The following is a 19388-nucleotide window of genomic DNA, read 5'->3' as shown; positions in this document are numbered from 1 at the left end:
ATGAATCATGTACCGCAAAAGTGGGTTATCGGCGAAGACCCGCAGCATCCGGCAATCGCTATCTCAGAAATTGCCACCTCGGATATGCCGCAATTTGCAGTTATGGAAGAGGGCGACGTGAGCGGTATTTCCCGGCTCAATCCGCTGCTGCAGGCCATTCCCGCGGCGTTAACGTCGCAGCACGTCTCTCAGCATCATTTTATGGAGGTCATCATTGACGGGCCTCTCGCGAAAGCCAAAGACGGCGTGGGTTTTCGTGCCTTTAGCCTGGGAGATAACGGGAAGATTAAGGAACATGCGGTTCTGATGGACCCGGAAAAACTTGGGAATCTGGTGAATACCGGCCTGCTGCTGCAAACGGCTTCCGTACTGCTGGCGCAGAAGCATCTTGCCGACATCAATGAGAAATTACTTACGATTTCGGAAGACGTCAAAAAGGTCGCGAATTTCCAGACCGATGAACGCGCGTCGAAGATTTACGCCGCGATAAAGTATTTGCGGCAAACGGCCCCCGGACTGCAAAACGGTGAATTATCTTCGGCGATTCGAAAGACGCTGGAAGATTTGGAGCTGGAGCTAATTGGCATTCAGACCCACCTGCTGAAGGAGATCGTGACCATCAGCCATGAGGTGCAAAATTGCGCGATTTCCACGTTTTTCAGCTCGGATAAAATCACCACCAAGCTTAAAGGGCTGCAGCAGGATCAGCAGAAACGCATCGTCGAATGGAAGATGGCGCTCTCGGCGCGCGCGTTTGCGTTGCAGATGGTTTCGCTGTTCTCTGGCGACGAAACCCTTCTGAAGGCACGAGAAAGCAGCATTCGGCAGGACGTGGATGAGTTCAAAAAAGTCCTCGAAGAGGTCGCGCACGTGCATCGGAACCGCATAGATGCGATCTCGCCGGTCACCGAGTCCAGTAATGCCACTCACGCCAATAAGGTAATGCTGAATAAATGGCTGTCCCTGCATCTTGCGCCGCAAAAGCAGCAGACCGAGGCCATCCATCTTGGCCTGGAACAGTTCTCCCAGCGTCTGGCTATCGAACAGGCGCAGCCGACGCGCCTGATTGTTGAAATGGCGGACGGGAAGCCGGTTAAGCTGTTCCACGCCGCCTGATGAATCTTATGCTGGCGCACGGTGCGCTTTGCGCAACCTGCTCACGCTGAACGCCACCGAGACCGCGGATGCCGCAACGGCGACCCACAGCGCGGCGTGGACGGCCCGTCCGTCCAGGCCCTGATGCGTTTCGCTCGCCATCACGGCGAGAATGACGCCCACCGCGGCGGCACCCAGGCACTGGCCGAAGGTGCGAACGATCGCCAGCACGCCCGACGCGTAGCTGGCGTGTTCGCGGGCGACGTTCGACAGCATTTCCCGATTATTGGGGCTCTGGAAGCAGCCAAACCCGATGCCGCACGCCAGGCTGCGCAGGCCGATATCCCACGCGGAGGGGCTGGCGGGCAGCGTCGCCAGCAGGATCAATCCCACCACGAAAACGCCTAAGCCCAGCGTTGAAATCAGCGGGGCGGAGAGGGTATCCGCCCAGCGTCCGGCGTGCGGCGCAATCAGCACGATGCCAATCGGCCACGGCGTAAACAGCAGCGCTGACGCCACCGGGCTGTAGCCGTACACGCTCTGAAACAGGAAGGGCAAGGCGACGAAGGTGATCCCCTGGCTGATAAACGAGGCCAGCGAGGTTAGCGCGGCGAGGGTAAAGCGCCCGTTTTTAAACATGTCGGGCGGCAGCAGCGGATACCGGGCGCGGCGGATCTGCCGGGTAAACGCGAGCGCGCTGGCGAGAGAGAGAAACAGCCAGCCAACGAACTCAAGGCTAACGTGGCCTGACGCGCGCTGCGCGCCGGTAAAGCAGTTCGCCGCCATAATCATTGATCCTAACAGCACTGCGGAAAGCAGCGCGCCCGGGGCGTCGAATCGGGCGTCGAATCGGGCGTTGGTAGAGGCGCGTTGTCGCGGCAGCGCTCTGCCCGCCAGCACCAGCGCGATGCACCCCGGCACGATGTTAATGGCGAACAGCCACTGCCAGCTGAGCGCATGCAGGATCGTCCCGCCCAGCACCGGGGCTACCGCGGTGCTGAACGCGATGAGCAGGGCGTTCAGCCCGAGAACGCGCCCGAGCAGCCTGCCGGGAAAAACGGAGCGCAGTATCGCCGGGGCGATGCTTAGCGTCGCCGCGCCGCCGATCCCCTGCAGGATGCGCATGGCGATCAGCATTTCGGGCGTTGAGGAGAGCGCACACCCCAGAGAGGACAGCGTAAAGAGGGTGAGGCCGGACAGGAAGATCCGGCGATAGCCGAAGCGGATCGACAGCGCGGCGAAAACCGCCAGCATCATGGCCGCCGACAGCAGATAGGCGTTTGAGAACCACACCGCGAGGTCTGCGGAAACCCGCAGCGCTTTTGCCATCGACGGCAGCGCGATGTTAATCATCGTGCCGTCAAAAACGCTCATCAGCGTGGTGGTCATCACCGCGGCCATGACCCGCGCGCGCTCGTGGCCCGGCAGCCCGTCGTCGCCGGGCCGGTCTGAAAAGAGCGTTATCTTCATGTTGATTCCTGTGGTAAGCGGGGTAATGAAAAAACTATAATCCCGAACCATAAGGGGCGGAAGACGCAGCGTTTACACTTTATAGTTGCATCAAACGCCTTATCTCATATGCCGGGAGCTTTACGATGTCCGATCCTGATTTCAATCTGCTCGTCGCGCTCGACGTTTTGCTTGCCGAAGCGAGCGTTGCGGGCGCGGCGCGGCGGCTAAACCTCAGCACCTCGGCGATGAGCCGCACGCTGGGCAGGCTGCGCGAGGCCACCGGGGATGCCATTCTGGTGCGCGCCGGGCGCAACATGGTGCTCACGCCGTGGGCCGAAGCCACCCGCGACCGCGCCAGAACCGCGGTGCTGGAGGCGAGGGCGGTGCTACAGCCGTCGTCCGACGCGCTGAAGGTAGAAAGCCTTGAGCGCCTCTTCACCATCCGCGCCAACGAGGGGGTTGTGGTGGCGTTTGGCCCCGCGCTGATTGCCGCCGTCGCGGAGGCGGCGCCCAGCGTCTGCCTGCGCTTTGCGCCGAAGCCGGAAAAAACCTCACGCTACCTGCGCGAGGGGCTGGTCGATCTGGAAATTGGGATTCAGAGCAACATGGGGCCGGAAATTCGCGTGCAGCGGCTGTTTCAGGATCGCTTTATCGGCGCGGCGCGCAGGGGCCATCCGCTGGCGTCGCTTGAGGACGTTGGCGTGGAGGATTTTATCGCCTGGGGCCACGTGGTGGCCGCGCCCGACGGCACGCTGCACGGATTTGTGGACGATGCCCTGGCGGAGCTTGGCGTCAGGCGCAAGGTGGCGAGCGCGGTTCCCGGCTTTCCGACGGCGCTCTCCGTGACGATGGCCTCCGATCTGATCACCATCGTTCCGGCGCTCTATTTAGTGAATCAGCAGATGACGGATAACCTGTACCTGTTTGAGCTGCCGTTTAAAACCCGAAGGATCACGGTGTCGCAGATGTGGCACCCGAGAATGGAGAACGATCCCGGCCATCGCTGGCTGAGGGAGAAGGTGCGGGAAGTGTGCGGCGCGGTACGGTAAATGAGTCTGCCCGGCACGCGCCGGGCAGACGTGGCGCTTAGAACAGCACCGAGTAGTTCAGGCCAAAGGTGCGTCCGCGGCCCTTGTAGTTGTACAGCGACGCCGGGCCGTAGCCCGGGCTGTAGTACAGCGGCGCGCGCTGGCCCCAGACGGTGGTGTAATCGCGGTCGAGGACGTTTTCCACGCTGAAGCTGAGCTTGCCGACCGGAAGCTCGTAGCTGCCGAGCAGATCCACGGTGGTGTAGCCGTCGATCTTATAGCCCTGCGCATCGCTCACGTCGAAGGAGGTGGTGCTTTGCACGCGCAGGCTCCACGGATCCGGCGCCCAGCCGACGTAGGCGGTTGCTTTCGACGGGCTCGCGACCTTCACGTCATACTTTTCCCAGCTGCCGTTCACCTTCGACTCGGTTTTCAGCACGTTGAAGTTCGCCCCGGTGCTCCAGTCGGTGTCCGGAATGAAGTAGTCAACCGCGCCTTCCACGCCGTAGATGCGGCGCTTGTCGTCCACCACGCTGATGGTCAAATCTTTATTGGCCACCACGCTTTTATCGGAAATCGAGTAGTAGGCCGCAATCTGGGTGCGCAGATTGTCTCCGGTGTAGCGCCAGCCCAGCTCGTAGGAGTTGACCTTCACGCCTTCCAGCGAACTGTCTGAGACGTTTACGCTGTTGTTCAGCGGCAGATGGCCATTCACCGCCGCGCCGTAGGTGCCGCGACCATAGTATTTACCCGGGTCCGGCAGCTCTACGCCCTGCGAGAAGTTAAACCACGTCTGCTGGCGTTCGGTCAGGTGAACCAGCAGGCCCGCGTTGAACAGGAAGTTGTCGTAATCGACCGTACCGCCGGGGATCGCGTCCGCTGAGGTTGCCTTACCGGCGGCAATCTGCTGCTGCTGCGCGTAGCCGATGAAATCGTCGATCTTGTTCTCGGTGTACTGATAGCGCACGCCGCCGCTGAGGGTAAAGATGTCGTTGATGTCATAGCTCGACTGCAGGAAGGCGGCCAGGTTGGTGATGTCGTAGGCCGGATAGCGCCCGGTGGTGTAGATCGACTGGTTGTTCAGGCCGCCGGAGGCGCTGGCCTTGTCCAGATCGAAGAACATCTGGTTTGAGGTAAAACGCTCGTGATCCGCATCCAGACCGTAGGTCAGCTGCCAGCCGTCCAGCGGCGTGCTGTTCAGGGTCAGCTTCGCGCCGTACTGGTTGGTGTCCTGCTGCGATGACGAAAACGCGGTCGCCTGTTTGGCGGCGTTGACCGTCGGGAACGGGTAGAAGAGCAGGGACTCATCGCGATAATAGACCTGGCCGACCAGCTCCTGGCCGAGGAAATCACTGTTGGAGTATTGCAGGCTCATCAGGTGACGCTCGGTGCCCGGAACACGGTCGGAGTTCAGCCCCTTGCTGACGTACGGCCTGCTGGTGCCGCTGATGGCGGAGAAATCTTTCCCGAGGTTGAGCCCGTAATCGTCGTCGCCCTGGCTTTTATAGTACTGGGTGACCAGCTGAAGCTGCTGGGTTTCATCGATGTTCAGCGTGCCGGTGCCCATCACGTCCAGGCGGTCGGAATACTGCAGGCCGGTCTGGGTGTTGTCCAGCAGGGTGGCGTCGCCGTTGCCGTCGTACCAGCCGCCAAACTTCTGATACGCCACCGACGCGCGCCCTGAGATATGGTCGTTACCGCCGGAGACGGCGCTCGCCACGCGCTCGTCGTGGTCTTTGCTGCTGTTAAAGCCGCTCTTGATGCCCGTCTCAAACTCAACCTGGGTTTCCGGCTGGCCCTTTTTGGTGACGATGTTGATCAGGCCGCCGGTGCTGCCGCCGCCGTAAAGGGAGGTCGCGCCGGAGATCACCTCAACGTGATCGATGTTAAACGGATCGATAGAGTCCAGCTGGCGGCTGTCGGTGCGCGACGAGTTCAGGCGCACGCCGTCAACCAGCACGACCAGCGGGCGTCCGCGCACGTTCATGCCGTAGTTGGTGCGGCTCTGGCTGCTGACGTCAAGGCCGGGGATCAGCTGGGCCAGCGCGTCTTTAAACTCTTTGCCGCCCTGGATCTGCTGCTGCAGCTCGGCGTTTTCAATCACCCACGTGGTCTGCGCCATTTCCGCGACGGTGCGGTTGCTGCGGTTAGCCGATACCACGAGCGTTTCATCATCGGCCTGCTGCGCCGCCGCGGGGGCCATCATGGCGAGCAGCAGCGGGTTCAGTGCCCAGAGCGTATGTTTTTTGCTTATCATCATTATTCCTTCAGACGGGCGGAAAAAATCAGCCCAAAGATGCCGTGTAGCGATGGTGTGAAGCAGCCTCAGGCTGCGGTTTTTCCCGGCTGCCGCTGCGCCACTGAATGAGCGATGGCGGCGTGCTGAGATCGAAGAGATCGCGCCCAACCGCGCGATTCAAAATACGGGCGGAGCGCCAGGCCATCAGGCTCAGCTGCGGCTCGGCTATGCCGTGCGTGTGCATGCTGGCGTTAACGGCGAAGATCTGGTTCTCCTGCGGGCCGTCCCACTCGACGGTGAAATCGTCCCGGACGTTGAAGCTGCACTCGTCGCGCAGGGCGATGCGCGGCATCAGCGGGGAGAGCATCTCCGGCAGCGCGGGGCGGTAGCCGGTGGCGAAAATCACCACGTCGCTGTCCAGCGCGTCGTAGCCGCTGTCCAGATGATGTTCCAGCAGCAGCCGCCAGCCCTGGCCGCGGCTTTCCAGCCCCGTGACCGAGCGGCTCGGCATCAGGCGCGCGTTGCGCGGCAGGCCCAGCACCTCAAAGCGGTGATATAGCTCGCGGTAGATGGTCAGCAGCGAGTCGGCGGTAATGCCGTCGGAGGTCATTTTCTGCTCGTTGAGCATCGCGCCGCGCGCCGTTTCGTTCAGACCGACGAAGCCGGTGACGTACTCCGGGGTGAAATATTCGTTGGCAAACGCCGCTTCATCCAGCGCGTTGAAGTTATTGCGGCGCGACACCCAGCTAATCTCGGCGACGTCGCCCCATTCACCGCGCAGCGCGTTGAGGAACAGGTCCGCGCCGCTTTGCCCGCCGCCGACCACGGTGACGCGCTTGCCGCTCAGGTTCGGCTGGCGCAGGCTCATCTCGCTGGCGTGGAAGCAGGTTGGCGACACGGTTTTCACGCACGGCGGCAGGTGCGGCTGCTTGCCGATGCCCAGGCAGATATGGCGGGCGAAGGTCTCCCCCTGGCCGGTCTGCACGGCGAACAGCCGGCGCTTATCGTCGAAATCAATGCGCTCAACCGTGTTGTTGAAGCGCAGGTTTTGCATCCCTTCCGCGGCCCAGCGCAGGTAATCGGAAAACTCGTCGCGGGAGACGGTGCGCAGCTCGGTGGTCAAAAAGCGATAGAACTTTTTGCGCTTCACCAGGTAGTTCACAAAGCTGAACGGGCTGGTCGGCGCCACGGCAGTGACCAGATCCTTCAGGAACATGGTCTGCATGTGGCAGTCCGGCACCAGCATGCCGGGGTGCCAGGCAAAGTGCGCGCGTCCGTCAAAGAAGCGGGTGCTGAAGCCTTCGGCTTCGTGGGCCAGCGCCGCGATGCTCAGGTTAAACGGGCCGATGCCGACGCCAATAAAATCTACGGTGTTTGTCATGATTTAGTCCCTGGTTACCAGCCACAGCGGATTTTGCAGATCCTCGAGATAATTCGGCAGCATGCGGCTGCCGCCGTCCTGGTCAGGCCAGGTCAGCTTTACGGGGTTCAGCACAACGCGGATGATTTGTGGTTTGAAGAGCGTGAAGAGGGCAAAGCGCGCCGACATGTCGGGATGCGCCTGCATGTAATCACTCAACACGGCCGCCAGCAGTTGATAAAAGCATCTCTCCGGTACGCCAAGGCGCGCCATGAGCGGCGAAACAAAGCGCAGCACCGTCACGAAGTGGCCGGTCTGCAAATCATGAATCAGGTAGTCGGCGCTCAGGCGGGCGGTAACGTCCCGCACTTCCTGAGGCAGGGAGTCCATCTCCGGGAACTCATCCTTCACCAGCCGCATGTCGCCCTGAAAATCTTTCAGCAGGACGCGCTGCGGCACGCCGTCCTTCATGGCGAGGGTAATATTTTGCCCGTGGGCGATCAGCGCCACGCCGTAGCGGCACAGCAGGTGGTAGAGCGGCACCACCACCACGCGGAACAGGTGGGTAAGCCAGGCTTCCGCCTCCATGCCCGACCGGGCGATATAGGCGCCAATCAGCGGGTTGCCGCGCTCGTCGCACTCCATCAGCGTCGCCATCAGAATTGGGTCTTCATCCGGCTCCAGCCAGCGGCACGGGTTTTCACGCCAGATCACACCGAGCATTTCCTGATAGCGATAGGGCGCCTGCGCGAGCGCGCCGTAGCCCGCGTGGGAGACATAGCCCGCCGCCGGTTCGCCGAGGATCGCCGCGCCGGTTTGTACCAGCGTCTTATCGGTGGCGAAGATCTGCTGCAGCCAGCGGGAGGCCAGCGGCCCGGCGGCGATGTATTTGCCGGGAATGCCGCGATAGCAGGAGGTGTTGTAGATCGTCAGGGGCAGTTTGATATCCAGCCCGCCCTGGCGGCTGGCGTTGGTCAGGGTGCGAAGCGACTGCTGGGCGAGCCAGCGGTCGCCAAATTCACCCAGCGATACCATGCGGCCTTCGGCCAGATCGGCAACGAAATCAAGGGCGATTTTTTGCTGCCACTGCCACGGATGCACCGGGAGCGGCAGCCAGCCGTCGTCGAGCCCGCGATCCTGCCAGGCCTGAGTAAAGCGGGTCAGCTCCTGCGGGTCCATGGCCGCCGCCAGCAGCTGCTGGACGTCCAGCTCGCTGTCGCAGCGCCAGACCATGTGGTCGCGCTTCACCGCCAGCCAGTGCAGCTGGAAGGTGTTGCCGTACTCTGGGGCGTAGCGCGTCAGCGCCTCCTGGCCCCAGCCGCGACGGCCCTTGTTAAACGCGAATTTCGGATGACCGCTCAGCAGGCACTGCAGGCGGTCCGCGTCCAGGGCGATCAGATCGTCCGCGCTCATCCCGCGGCGGGCGTTTCGCAGTTGAAGATCGCCCAGCAGGGTGGCGTAGAGATCCTGCATATGTTCAGCGACGGTGGCGTCGCTCATGGAAAGCACCGGCTTAAGCTGCATCAGCAGCGTTTGCGCCGCTACGGTTTCATCCGCGCAGCGCAGCGTGTCGGGGTCGATCCACAGCCAGCCCCAGATGCCGCGCTCGGCGCTAAAGTGCCACTCCGCGCCCGGAAGGTTAATGCAGTAGCGGCCCTCGCCGAGGGATTCGGCCTTAAAGACCTGCTCGTATTCCAGCTCGGCCAGCATTTTCGCCACAAGCTGGCGGTTTACCGTTTCCCAGTCCGTGCGGTTCATCACAGGCCAACCTCCGTAAAGAAGGCGTGGCGATCCGCCATCACCAGGCGCGAGCGCTTGTGCGGGAAGTCGAACTCCTTCACCGTGCGGTAGCCCGCGGGCTCCAGGTGGCGGAACAGGCGCTGGTTGTCGGCGCGCGGCTCCAGCACCGTGCGCTGGGTGCGCGGCTCGTCGAGCAGCAGGTAGTGCGTAAGCCCGCGCAGCCAGCTTTGGACGTAGTGCGCGCCGCGCCAGGCCTGCTCGCCAACCAGCAGGTGCAGGCCGCGATCGTAGGGCTGCCAGGCGTAGTGGCGGCCAATGCGGTCTTCTGCCGCCCAGTAAATTTCAAAGTAACTAAACGGCTGGTCGTCAAAACAGCCGATCAGCGGAAACGCGTGCTGTCCCGTCAGCTGACGCTCCAGATACGCGGTCTGTACCTCCAGCGAGCCGCTTTGCTCCCAGAAATATTCCACGCGCGGATCGTTCATCCAGCGGGTGAAGCGCTCGGCGTCCTGCGCCGGGTCCGCCACGCGGAAGCTCAGCGTTTTGCGCACGCGCGGGTCGTAGCGGCGGTACACCTCGCCCTGCGGGCGCGCCGGACGGCGGGGGAAATAGATCTCGCGCTCGGCGTCGTAAACCCTCTCCCCGGATGCCCGATTCGCCGGTGCGCTGAGCCAGAGCGGCAGCTGCATAAAGGCGTCGCGGTGGATAACGTCGCTGTCGATCGTGTCGAAAATCGCCTGCGCCTGCGGCTCCTCGCGCCATTCGGCGTAGGGGAGGACGAGGGCCGCGATCTGCGGCGCGGCGATGAAAATCTGGTCCAGCGCATCGCGCAGCCAGCCTTCCGGCAGCGGGCCCGGCCAGCGCAGCACGGCGCTGTTGTCCATGCCCCAGCCGAGATTCAGGTTTACGTCGAGTTTTTCACAGCGCAGGCCGTGCCCGCCGTGAACGATAGTTGCCTTAGACATTCAGCACTCCTGCGCCAGCAGCGGGTTGGCGAAATCGAAATAGATCACCGACGGGTCGATGATGGTGTTTTCGTTACGATCGTTCAGGTAACAGAAGAAGTTGCCCTTCACGTTCCAGACCGGGCTTTCAAGCACGTAGTCGAGGCAGGCCGTGTAGGTGACCTTCTCGCGCACCGCGCAAAGCTGCGCGCGCACGCGTGACATCAGGCTCGCCTCGTCGTCGAGCCCGGCGGCGCCCAGCGCGGCGGTAACGGCAAAGGTCGAGTTCACCAGCAGGTAGTAAGGGAAGTAGCGCAGCAGCTGCTCGCGGGTGAAGATGTTTTCCGCCTGCGCTTCGCCGATGACGTCCAGCCAGCCCGCGGCGTGCGGCATGTAGGCGCTGCCCTGACAGTCGCGATAGATCAGCCCGACGGGCAGATCCTGCTGCATCTGCACCAGAATGTTTTGCTGATGCGCCAGCAGCACGAGGCCGTAATCCGCTTCGGCGGTGAACAGCGGCTTCAGCACCTGCTGACAGTAGGCGTCGACCCACGCGTGGGCCGCCTGCTGCGCCGTAATGCCGAGGCGCGCGCTCAGGCGTTTTACCGCGGCAACGAGCAGGGAATCGCCGCCGTCCGGCGCGGCCTGCGTCAGGGAAACCAGCACGTTGGTCTGGCTTTGCGTCCGATCGACCAGCAGGTTTTCGCGCAGGGCAAACAGGCTTTCGGCCATGATGTTGCCGTCGAGATCGCGCAGACCGGCCCAGCCGTCCTCCTGCATCACCTGGAAGGTGGGGAAGCGGGTCTGGAGATCCTGCCAGCGCCCGGTTTTCGCGAGGTTCGCCAGGCGCATGCCGCGCTTCACCTCTTTCACCGACAGCGTGCGCACGGAGTTGGTCAGGCGCACGCTGAGGGAAAACTTGATCATGTCGCGGCTGGTAGCGCAGTACAGCGAGCGGGAAGAGGTGGTCGGCAGCCAGAATGTGCCGGCCTCGCCCAGATCTTTCAGCAGGTTTTTCTCCACGAGCTGCTGGCACCACGGCTGTTCGAGCAGATACGCGGCCTGCCACGGATGCAGCGGAAAAAGCCACTGGCTATCGGTCAATTCACGCAGCAGCTGCGGGGCGTTCTCGGCGGCGAACCGCGTCAGGCGCTGCTGCACATTCAGGTTGAGGCTCTCGCCGGCAATCTGCGCCTTGTCCACGGCGAACCAGCGCAGCGGAAAGCGCGGCGCGAAGTCCGGCAGGTAGCGTTCGGCCTCCTGCTGGGTAAACGGCTCGTGCGATTTCGGTGCCGGGTGAAACGCGTGGCCGACCAGCAATGCCTGCTCCGCCTCGGCAAAGTTCAGGGGGCGATCGCGCAGGGCGGCCCAGTCGTGACGGGCGTCAATGGCCTGCTGCGTGTGCGCGTGGCTCTGCGTGACGCGCTGGTAAAACGCATCGCGATGGGACGCGGGCAGCGACAGCTGATGCTGAAGCTTGTTGATGATAAGTCGGGAGAAATCGGTGAAATGCAGTGGCTGACTGCCAGATTCGCTGACCAGCCTGGCGGGGAAGGCGAAGCGGTGGTGCTGCGTCGGTGAGAAATAGTCCACCGTGAAGTGAAGCGCCCGCCCGTCGTCAAGTGGAATGACAAGCTCGGCCGGATGGCCTTCGGTTAATCGCCAGTCGCTTGTTTCACGGATAAGAGAGTTCAGGAAGCACTGCGCGGCCACGTCCCAGGCCGGAATAGTCTTTGGCAAAGTCATAATCAAACAGATTCCACGTGTTGTGATAATGCGAATTTTGCCGATAACGTTTCTCATTATCAATAGCAATTGTTAATATAGATAAAATTTATTTTACAAATAAACATAATATATCCATGGATTTGCAACATTGTGACGACATTTGAGATCTCGGAAACCCCGCAAAAACCGCTGTCCTGCTGGCCGATGGCGTTCAGCGCCGGGCTGCTGGGCGTCGGACAGAACGGCCTGCTGGTCGCCATTCCCGTTCTGGTGATCCAGACAAACCTCAGCCTGTCGGTGTGGGCCGCGCTGTTAACGCTCGGCTCAATGCTGTTCCTGCCGTCGTCACCGTGGTGGGGGAAACAGATCGCGCGGGTGGGCAGCAAGCCCGTGGTGCTCTGGGCGCTGGCGGGGTACGGCGTGAGCTTTACCCTGCTGGGGTTGGGCAGCGCGCTGCTGGCGACGCACGCCGTTCCCGCGGCGGCGGGCGTTGGCCTGCTGATCGTTGCGCGGGTGATTTACGGGCTGACGGTCTCGGCGATGGTGCCGGCCTGTCAGGTCTGGGCGCTGCAAAGGGCGGGAGAGGGAAGGCGCATGGCGGCGCTGGCGACCGTCAGCTCCGGGCTGAGCGGCGGCCGGCTGTTTGGGCCGCTCTGCGCGGCGGCGATGCTCGCGATACATCCTCTTGCGCCGATGGCGCTGCTGATGGTCGCGCCGCTGCTGGCGCTGATCATGCTGCTGCGCCTGCCCGGCACGCCGCCGCAGCCCGGCGCAGAGCGCAGGCGCGCGGGCCTGACGCCTGCGTGCGTGCCTTACCTGCTCTGCGCGCTGCTGCTTTCCGCGACGGTAAGCCTGATGCAGTTTGGCCTTTCACCCGCGCTGGTCCGCCAGCTGGGGATGGACACGCACGCCATTAGCCACCAGGTGGCATGGCTGCTCAGCGCCGCGGCGGTCGCGTCGCTCGCGGCACAGTTTGGCGTGCTGCGCCCCCAGCGGCTGACGCCGATGGCGCTGCTGCTCGGCGCCGGAGCGCTCATGCTCTGCGGCCTGCTGCTGATGCTGGCCGTGCCGCTGTGGCTGTTTTATATCGGCTGCGCGCTGCTGTCGTTTGGCGCTGCGCTGGCGACGCCCGCCTACCAGCTTTTGCTCAACGAAAAGCTGGCCGACGGCGCGGGAGCGGGCTGGATAGCGACCAGCCACACGCTGGGCTACGGGCTGTGCGCGCTGCTGGTTCCGCTGGTGTCGAAAAGCGGCGTTAGCGTAGCGATGCTGATTGCGGCCCTCTGCACCGCCGTGCTTTTTAGCGTGACGTCGGGCGTTATCTGGCTCCGCCGTTCACCGTCCCCACAGGAAGAATAAAGGAAACGATATGGCTGGCGTTCAGAGCTACCGTCTGTTCAACGTTCAACTTCTGCGCAAAACGGAGGTTTCCCCCTCGCTGCTGAGCCTGGTCTTCGGTGGCTCCGAGGTGGCGGGAATGAAATCCGATTCGCCGGATCAGCGCATCAAAATGCTTTTTCCTTCCGAAGACGGCACGCCGCCGTCGCTGCCCGCCGGGAGCAGTTGGTATCAGGCGGTGCAGGACATGGAAAAAGCGAAGCGTCCGGTAGTGCGTACCTACACGCTGCGCCACGTCGATTCGGCTCGCCGGGAAGTCACCGTCGAATTTGTCCGCCACGGTCTGGAGGGGCCCGCGTCCGCGTGGGCGATTAACGCCGCGCCCGGCGACGCCATTCAGATCGTCGCGCCCAACGCCGCCTATCAAGCAGACAGCGGCGGCTACGAGTGGACGCCTCCCGCAGGTTTGCGCAGCGCGCTGATTATTGCCGATGAAACCGCGCTCCCGGCTGCGCGCGGGATCCTCGAGCGGCTCTCCAGTCAGGACAATCCCCCGCACGTTCGCGCTTTTTTTGAGGTGCCGGAAGAGGGCGATTGCGTCGATTTGACCGTGTTTGAGTTTGCCGACATTACCTGGCTTGCGCGCAGCCGCACGGGATCGGCGCACGGAGAATGCCTGCTTGAGGCAGTAAGAGCGACGTCTTTCACTTCTCAGCGCCACCGGCACGAGCAGGTACGCGAGGAGAGCGAGGGCGAGCTGCTGTGGGATAAAGCATCCACCCGCAGCACCGATTTTTACGGCTGGGTGGCGGGCGAATCGACGGTTGTGAAGCTGCTGCGCCGCTATCTGGTCGGTGAACAGGGGCTGGCGCACGATGCGATCAATTTTATGGCGTACTGGGCAAAAGGGCGCGCGAAGTAGCGGAGATAGCGCCGGATTTCCGGCGCTTAAGGCAGGCTAGATGCGGAAATTGTGCGTGTCTGCGCAGGCCGTGAGGATGCTCAGGGACGAGCTGCGCAACGCCGCAGCGACGGTCTGGTAGCGTTCTGAAGCCAGCAGCGCTTCAACCGGCGTGTCCAGCACGCTGCCGAATCCGATATCCGGAAACTGCTTGGTGAGCACCAGTTCACCACCGATATCGATATCCAGCTTGCAGCCTAATTTCAGGTATGCCGGGGCGGGCGGCATCTCATTGCGATAGTAGCGCGCGAGATCCTCCGCTGAATAATCTGGCCCAAAGAGCACGGGGATAGATTTTTCGCTCGCCCTGAGCGCCTCGACGGTGCGGGTAATTTTGTCGATGTAGTCGTCTGAGAAGGGACCCGTATCAAACCCGGAGTAAGAGACGGGCGTGATGTCCCACTGTTTGCAGAACTGGTTATATTCGTGCCGATCCTTCAGCCCGGCGATCCACAGGTGGTTAAATATCATCCAGTCCACGCCGCGCTCTTCACACATCTCCTTCAGCGCCATCGTGTCATCAAGATTTGAAGGCATTAACGTGTTTTCAACGCCGATCAGCCAGTTCATCCCGTTGCGCTTGCCCTCCGTCAGAAGGTCAATAGACGCAAGCGTTTTACGCCATGTGCCCTTGCCGCGGATAGCGTCATGGGTTTCTCCCACGCCGTCTAGCGAAATCAGAAACGCCAGCTGGTTGTGCCAGCGCGTAAAGAGATCGTAATACTTCCTGATGCTTAGCCCGTTGGTGCAAATATGGATGAAGCAGCCCATTTCGGCGAACGTTTCCACAAACTTGTCGAAGTCACGGTGCATGGTCGCTTCGCCGCCGTTGAGGATGATGTCCGGCTTATTGCGCGCCACAAAATCGAACAGGTGTTGGCATTTATCAAACGGAATGGCCGTGGGGTCCTGGTCGTGGTGAAATCCGCCTTCGCGCCACTGAAAGCAGTGGGTGCAGCGCAGATTGCAGGTATTTGTCATCTTGATGACGAGCTTGCAGATATTTTTCTCTTCGATTTTCCCGCTTTGCAAATAATCCTGAATAGCCTGCTGAACCCTCAGCGTGCTGGCCTCATGGTACCGCGTGTAGCCCGGATTACGGGCGATGAAGTTTTGGTACTCCTGCGGAATGATCTCATAATCGGTATGCGTTGATTTACGCGTCCACATGTTTGATATCCTTTTTTATCTGTAGGCTAACGATCGCACCTGCCTGCTGATTTACCAGCGCGGCAGCCTGTCTTTTCAGGGTAAGAGCCCGCTCGGGGCTGGAGAGAAGGGTTTGGACGGCTTTGATGAGTTCACTGTCGTTATCTGCGTAAAGCGCCGCATCATGACGCAGAAACACGCGCAGATTTTCCTCTTCATGCCCGGGCAAATAGCCATTAATCACGAGTGGCTTACCGCACAAGGCCACTTCGGTCAGGGTGAGCCCGCCTGCTTTAGCAATCACCACTTCGGCCCGGGCGTAGAGGCTCTGCATCTCAGAGGTGTAGGGTTGCACCACAAGCCTGCCGGCGCTTATCGGGTCACGAAAACGTGCATTAAGTTCTTCACGCAGCGCCCGATTGCTGCCGCACAAAACAATGAGGGTGGTGACCGACGGCATACCCAGCAGCGACTCGATACTCGTTGTGCTAAGGTGAAGCCCCCAGCCGCCGCCGCTGAACATAACGCATCCCTTTTCCCCAGCCTCATGTACCTGGTTCAGGGAGGCCGGAATGCCGGATGCGGTGATCTTTCCGCCCTTTTGGCGAATGGCGCGAAACACCGGGCTTTCAAACGCCATTGGAATGAAAAGCCTCTCCAGCGCCAGATTCCAGCCCGGCGACACCGTGTAGTCACCCAACACCCCGTATACCGGTCGGGGATGGCTGCTGTTTTTTTGCCAATAGTTGGAGAACCAGCCGCAAAAAAAGCTGCAGGCAACCACGGTTTTGACGTTACTAAACACCGAGGGGGTTTCCAGCCGTTTGCCCTTATTCTTCATGCGAATGATGAGCGGCAGCAGCGTATAAAGGCACGGGTAAAACCAGCGTGAACGAAATATTCTCTCGAACCACGTTTTATTTTCATTGCACCAGCGCTGATAATTACCAAATAGCGCCTCGTTAAGCCATGCGGGTAATATATCATGCAGTGATAGTAAGCGACTTTCGATACCGTCCTGGGTTAACGCGAACTGTATATTTCGCGCAAGGGTTAACGAACCCGAACCGGATTCAATATAAAGTATTAAGACCATATTCTTCTCTGCTGAATTCACGAAGCGCGTCAAGATCGATTTTCATCACGACCATGTCTTTATTCTTGCCGTGGAAATGGCGGAAGGTAGCGACCTCCTGCAATCCGAGAGCCTTAAAAATGCTATAGATATTGGAGTCTGTACCATTACCCAACAGCTCAATGTACATGGTGCGAAATCGCGTTTGGGTCAGGCAGACGTACATGTTGTTATAAATCATCCCCAGTTTCGTCATGGCTGGGGCATGCGGGGCGGCGACAAACCAGGCTGACCAGACGATGTCAGAGTGGTCCCACAGGCGATAGTGGTATCCCGTCAGCCCGATGATTTCCCCGTTCTGGCGAAAGCACCAGTAGCGACGACCGTCATCAAGGCCCGCGCGCTGGCAGGATTCATGAAAATCCAGCGTGCGTATAACCTCTTCGCAGGCATCTCTCGCCATAGACGCTGATATAAATTCCCGCTGCTGTTCATCAAAGCGTAAGTTTTCCGTTATCACGCCTTTCTGTGATAAATGGCGAGTTCCTTTTAACACCTTATCCATGAGCGTTTTATATTGTGCATCTTTATCCATATATTCTCTCCTTATAGGCAAAAGAAACCTATGCCCCCGCATTGGTATGCTGGGTGAGGTGTAAGACATGCATCGTTATTTACATCTGCTTAAGGTATATCACAGGAAATAAGAAATACAATGTCCCGCAATAATAAAATGCGATCAAGATTAATATTACACAATAGCTTCTGGCTTATTCAGTGAATAGCGTTCACCCGTGCGCGCATTTATTTAAATTAATATTCTGTTTTTAAATTTAAATGCCGACGGACGTTTTTATGACGAGAAATTAATCAGCAGAATGGCGTCAGCGTATTAAGGGTTTCACGTTAATCCCGTCTATTCGGCTGCGCCCGATCGTATCGGCAAGGCTCAATCAGCCTGCGGGCGCGGCAAAAAGCAGTCGATGCCAGTAGAGCAGGTCCGCAATCGCCAGCGGCGAGACGGTTTCCAGCCCGTCCCGGTTTTCCAGCGCAACCTCACGCGCCCGCAGAAGAGGGTCGGCGCTCAGGCAACGCAGATGTTGGGATACCGTGCTATGCGCCAGCTCCCGTTCAGCGAGATCGAAAGACGGCAGTTCGCGAGACATGTGCAGTAAAAATTCATCATTTAGCTGACGTAATTGCGCCGGGTCGTAATTCGGCGATTGCAGCGCAAAGAGCAAACCCTCAATACCGCGGCTGCGATGGAACGCACACTGCACCACGTAGCCGACGCTTCGCTCCACGCGCAGACGGCGGAAGTAGCGGGGAGCATAAAGCGTAGCCAGCACCCGCAGCGCCCAGCGTCCTTGTGCGTCGTGCCCGGCCAGCGGATAAAATTGCAAAAGCGCATTCTCGGCGCCGCTTTCACCAAGCGTAACCGGCGGGATCGGCGGCGCGGGCGGCGCCTGCGCGTCATCTTCGATAGCAAAAGGGAAGTCGTGCAGCAGGTGCGCAAGACGGGTCTTTAAGCGCTTGTCGCCGCCGACAAGCGTGGCGTGCCAGTGCGGGGGGGTATTCCCCGGCGAGACAAGCGCCTCGGGCAACTGTGCCAGCAGGCGCCGGATAGCGATATCGCTCTGCTGCTGTTTACGCGAGCGGCTAAGGCTTCTTGATGCCTCGCTGAGAAGCGCCGGGGTCTGCACGTTCAACGCCGGGTTGATAAGGCTCAGGCCGTAACTAAGCACGCTCTCGCGGCCAGACAGCTCGAGCAGCCACCGGTCCTGATGGCAGACCAGGCCCAGATGCCCGCCATAGTGCGCAATTTCCGCCGCCCCGGCGCGCAGTCCCGCATGCAGGCGTGCGGCCTGGCATTCCGTGAAGCGGGTAAAGGGGGCGGGGCGCAATAGCAGTACGGGCTCCGATCCCGCGTCGGCAAGATGAAGAAGCCGTGCCCGTTCGCGAGGCAAAGGCGGCGCGGGTAGCGCCTCGGGCCGAGGGTAAAACTGAAAAACGCCCGCGGTGCGCGTGGGGGTCGCGCTAACGAAGGGGCTCAGCGTCAGCGGCAGCCCTTCTGCATGGCAACGTTCGCCCACGCTTTCGGGCAGCACGGCCAGCCGACGACGCGGTGCCGCGAGCAGCGCGGTGATATGCCGGTCCCAGCTGTCGTGCTGTTCAACAGGAGGAAGCCCGAACGCCCTGGCGCGAAGCTGATCAAGCAGCGTAAGCCGCGCGAAGTCGCGATTCGCCAGCTGGCCATAGTGCTCACGCTGAAGCGGACTCAGGCGGCGTAGATGCTGTAGCCAGGCCAGCAGCGCGCTTTCGATGTTCGCGATATCGGTTGGCGAGCCGGTATTCAGCGTGAAGATAAAACTTACCAGCATGCTGTTTTCGCTGCACAGCGCATGCGCCAGCCTGACGCCATCGCATTCGGCATGGGCGCGCAGATGGGCCATTAGCCCGCCGGGCGCGTCGTCGCGCACTAACCGCTCCAGCCGCCTCAGCCAGCCGCGATCGCCCTCAGGCTCAAGAGAGAAGACCAGCCGAAGCTGGGGCGCGACGGGCAGGGAGAGCGTCAGATCTTCGGCTGGCGAAAGGGTGCCTGACGCGTCATCAGCGGGCGCGTCGGCAGGCGCAAAAGGCGCGCCGAAGCACTCTGCCAGCGCGTGGAGCTGGGACAGCGGCTGCGGGCCGTGCAGCCAGAGCGTCATCCCCGCCGGGCGAAAGTGCCGCTGGTGAAACTGGCGCAGCGCCCGCTGGAGCCGAGGAATATCCGTACCAAAGGTTTCCCGGCTGCCGATATGAAAGCGCCGCAGGGCCGCTATGCCCTTAAACATCTGGCGCTCTGCGGCCTGACAGCAGGTTTCGGGATCGTCGCGCAGCAGGCGGTATTCAGCGTCAATCACCTCAATTTCCTGCGCGATATCCCGATCGGCAAGCCCGGGGGCGGCGAGCATATCGCTCAGCCGATCGAGTCCTCCCGCAAGATGTTCGGCGCTCGCTTCAAAGAAGAAGGCGGTCTGCACGGCCTGCGTACTGGCATTTACCTTGCCCCCGACGGACTGCACCCAGCTCATCAGCCCATCCCCGGCGGCCACGTTCGCGCTGCCGCGAAAAAGCAGATGTTCCAGCAGATGCGCCAGCCCCGGCCACTCAGCCGGCTCGTGTACGCTGCCGGTATCGACAAGCAGCAGGGCGGCGGCGCGGGTTGCGGACGGATCGCTGATGGCGTTTATCCGCATGCCGCTGGCGAGCCGCCAGGCGTCAGCACCGTACTTCATC

General features: G+C 61.1%; 14 protein-coding genes. 4 read left to right on the top strand and 10 right to left on the bottom strand.

Annotated features, from left to right (window positions below; genetic code table 11):
* Window positions 1-1116, top strand: coding sequence for a hypothetical protein (locus DBY73_RS04710; RefSeq protein WP_112010041.1), 1116 nt, complete (start codon window positions 1-3; stop codon window positions 1114-1116).
* A 6-nt stretch (window positions 1117-1122) separates the two neighbouring features.
* Here DBY73_RS04710 and DBY73_RS04705 read toward each other — a convergent pair whose 3' ends face one another.
* The gene (locus tag DBY73_RS04705) at window positions 1123-2559 is read right to left on the bottom strand and encodes an MFS transporter (protein ID WP_112010162.1); all 1437 of its coding nucleotides are present in this window, start codon (window positions 2557-2559) and stop codon (window positions 1123-1125) included.
* 131 nt (window positions 2560-2690) lie between these two features.
* On the opposite strand from DBY73_RS04705, the gene DBY73_RS04700 reads away from it, so the two are divergent.
* Window positions 2691-3596, top strand: coding sequence for a LysR family transcriptional regulator (locus tag DBY73_RS04700; protein WP_112010040.1), 906 nt, complete (start codon window positions 2691-2693; stop codon window positions 3594-3596).
* Window positions 3597-3633: 37 nt separating this feature from the next.
* Here DBY73_RS04700 and iutA read toward each other — a convergent pair whose 3' ends face one another.
* Genes iutA through iucA form a run of 5 tightly spaced genes read right to left on the bottom strand, consistent with a single transcriptional unit; the run spans window position 3634 to window position 11604 of the window.
* Window positions 3634-5835 (bottom strand): ferric aerobactin receptor IutA, encoded by a 2202-nt coding sequence (gene iutA / locus DBY73_RS04695; protein ID WP_112010039.1) that lies wholly within the window; start codon window positions 5833-5835, stop codon window positions 3634-3636.
* 25 nt (window positions 5836-5860) lie between these two features.
* A complete protein-coding gene (gene iucD / locus DBY73_RS04690; RefSeq protein WP_112010038.1) occupies window positions 5861-7195 on the bottom strand; it encodes an NADPH-dependent L-lysine N(6)-monooxygenase in 1335 nt (444 codons plus the stop codon).
* Between the two features lie 3 nt (window positions 7196-7198).
* Window positions 7199-8932, bottom strand: coding sequence for an aerobactin synthase IucC (gene iucC / locus DBY73_RS04685; RefSeq protein ID WP_112010037.1), 1734 nt, complete (start codon window positions 8930-8932; stop codon window positions 7199-7201).
* Complete coding sequence (gene iucB / locus DBY73_RS04680) at window positions 8932-9879, bottom strand: N(6)-hydroxylysine O-acetyltransferase (protein WP_112010036.1); 948 nt, start codon at window positions 9877-9879, stop codon at window positions 8932-8934. Before iucB ends, iucC begins: the two co-directional genes overlap by 1 nt.
* Window positions 9880-11604: an aerobactin synthase IucA gene (iucA, locus tag DBY73_RS04675; RefSeq protein ID WP_146745744.1), complete on the bottom strand. Its 1725-nt coding sequence runs from the start codon at window positions 11602-11604 to the stop codon at window positions 9880-9882.
* 186 nt (window positions 11605-11790) lie between these two features.
* Between iucA and DBY73_RS04670 the strand changes: the two genes are divergently transcribed.
* Entirely contained in the window at window positions 11791-12945 is a 1155-nt protein-coding gene (locus DBY73_RS04670; protein ID WP_112010161.1) for an MFS transporter, read from the top strand.
* A gap of 10 nt (window positions 12946-12955) precedes the next feature.
* A complete protein-coding gene (locus DBY73_RS04665; protein ID WP_112010034.1) occupies window positions 12956-13846 on the top strand; it encodes a siderophore-interacting protein in 891 nt (296 codons plus the stop codon).
* Between the two features lie 36 nt (window positions 13847-13882).
* Here DBY73_RS04665 and DBY73_RS04660 read toward each other — a convergent pair whose 3' ends face one another.
* The 4 genes from DBY73_RS04660 to pqqF form a co-directional block, all read right to left on the bottom strand.
* Window positions 13883-15055: a radical SAM protein gene (locus DBY73_RS04660; RefSeq protein WP_112010033.1), complete on the bottom strand. Its 1173-nt coding sequence runs from the start codon at window positions 15053-15055 to the stop codon at window positions 13883-13885.
* The gene (locus DBY73_RS04655; protein WP_112010032.1) at window positions 15042-16130 is read right to left on the bottom strand and encodes a glycosyltransferase; all 1089 of its coding nucleotides are present in this window, start codon (window positions 16128-16130) and stop codon (window positions 15042-15044) included. Before DBY73_RS04655 ends, DBY73_RS04660 begins: the two co-directional genes overlap by 14 nt.
* Window positions 16108-16704, bottom strand: coding sequence for a hypothetical protein (locus tag DBY73_RS04650; protein ID WP_112010031.1), 597 nt, complete (start codon window positions 16702-16704; stop codon window positions 16108-16110). Before DBY73_RS04650 ends, DBY73_RS04655 begins: the two co-directional genes overlap by 23 nt.
* Before the next feature lie 358 nt (window positions 16705-17062).
* Window positions 17063-19387 carry a pyrroloquinoline quinone biosynthesis protein PqqF gene (gene pqqF, locus DBY73_RS04645; RefSeq protein ID WP_258458369.1) on the bottom strand — a complete coding sequence of 775 codons (2325 nt, stop codon included), beginning with the start codon at window positions 19385-19387 and terminating at the stop codon, window positions 17063-17065.
* Window position 19388: the final 1 nt, after the last annotated feature.

Origin of the sequence: Enterobacter sp. RIT418 (assembly GCF_003057745.1) — a bacterium.
Lineage (GTDB): Bacteria > Pseudomonadota > Gammaproteobacteria > Enterobacterales > Enterobacteriaceae > Enterobacter.
Note: the sequence above shows the minus strand (reverse complement) of the source record. Positions and strands in the feature narration are given on the sequence as shown.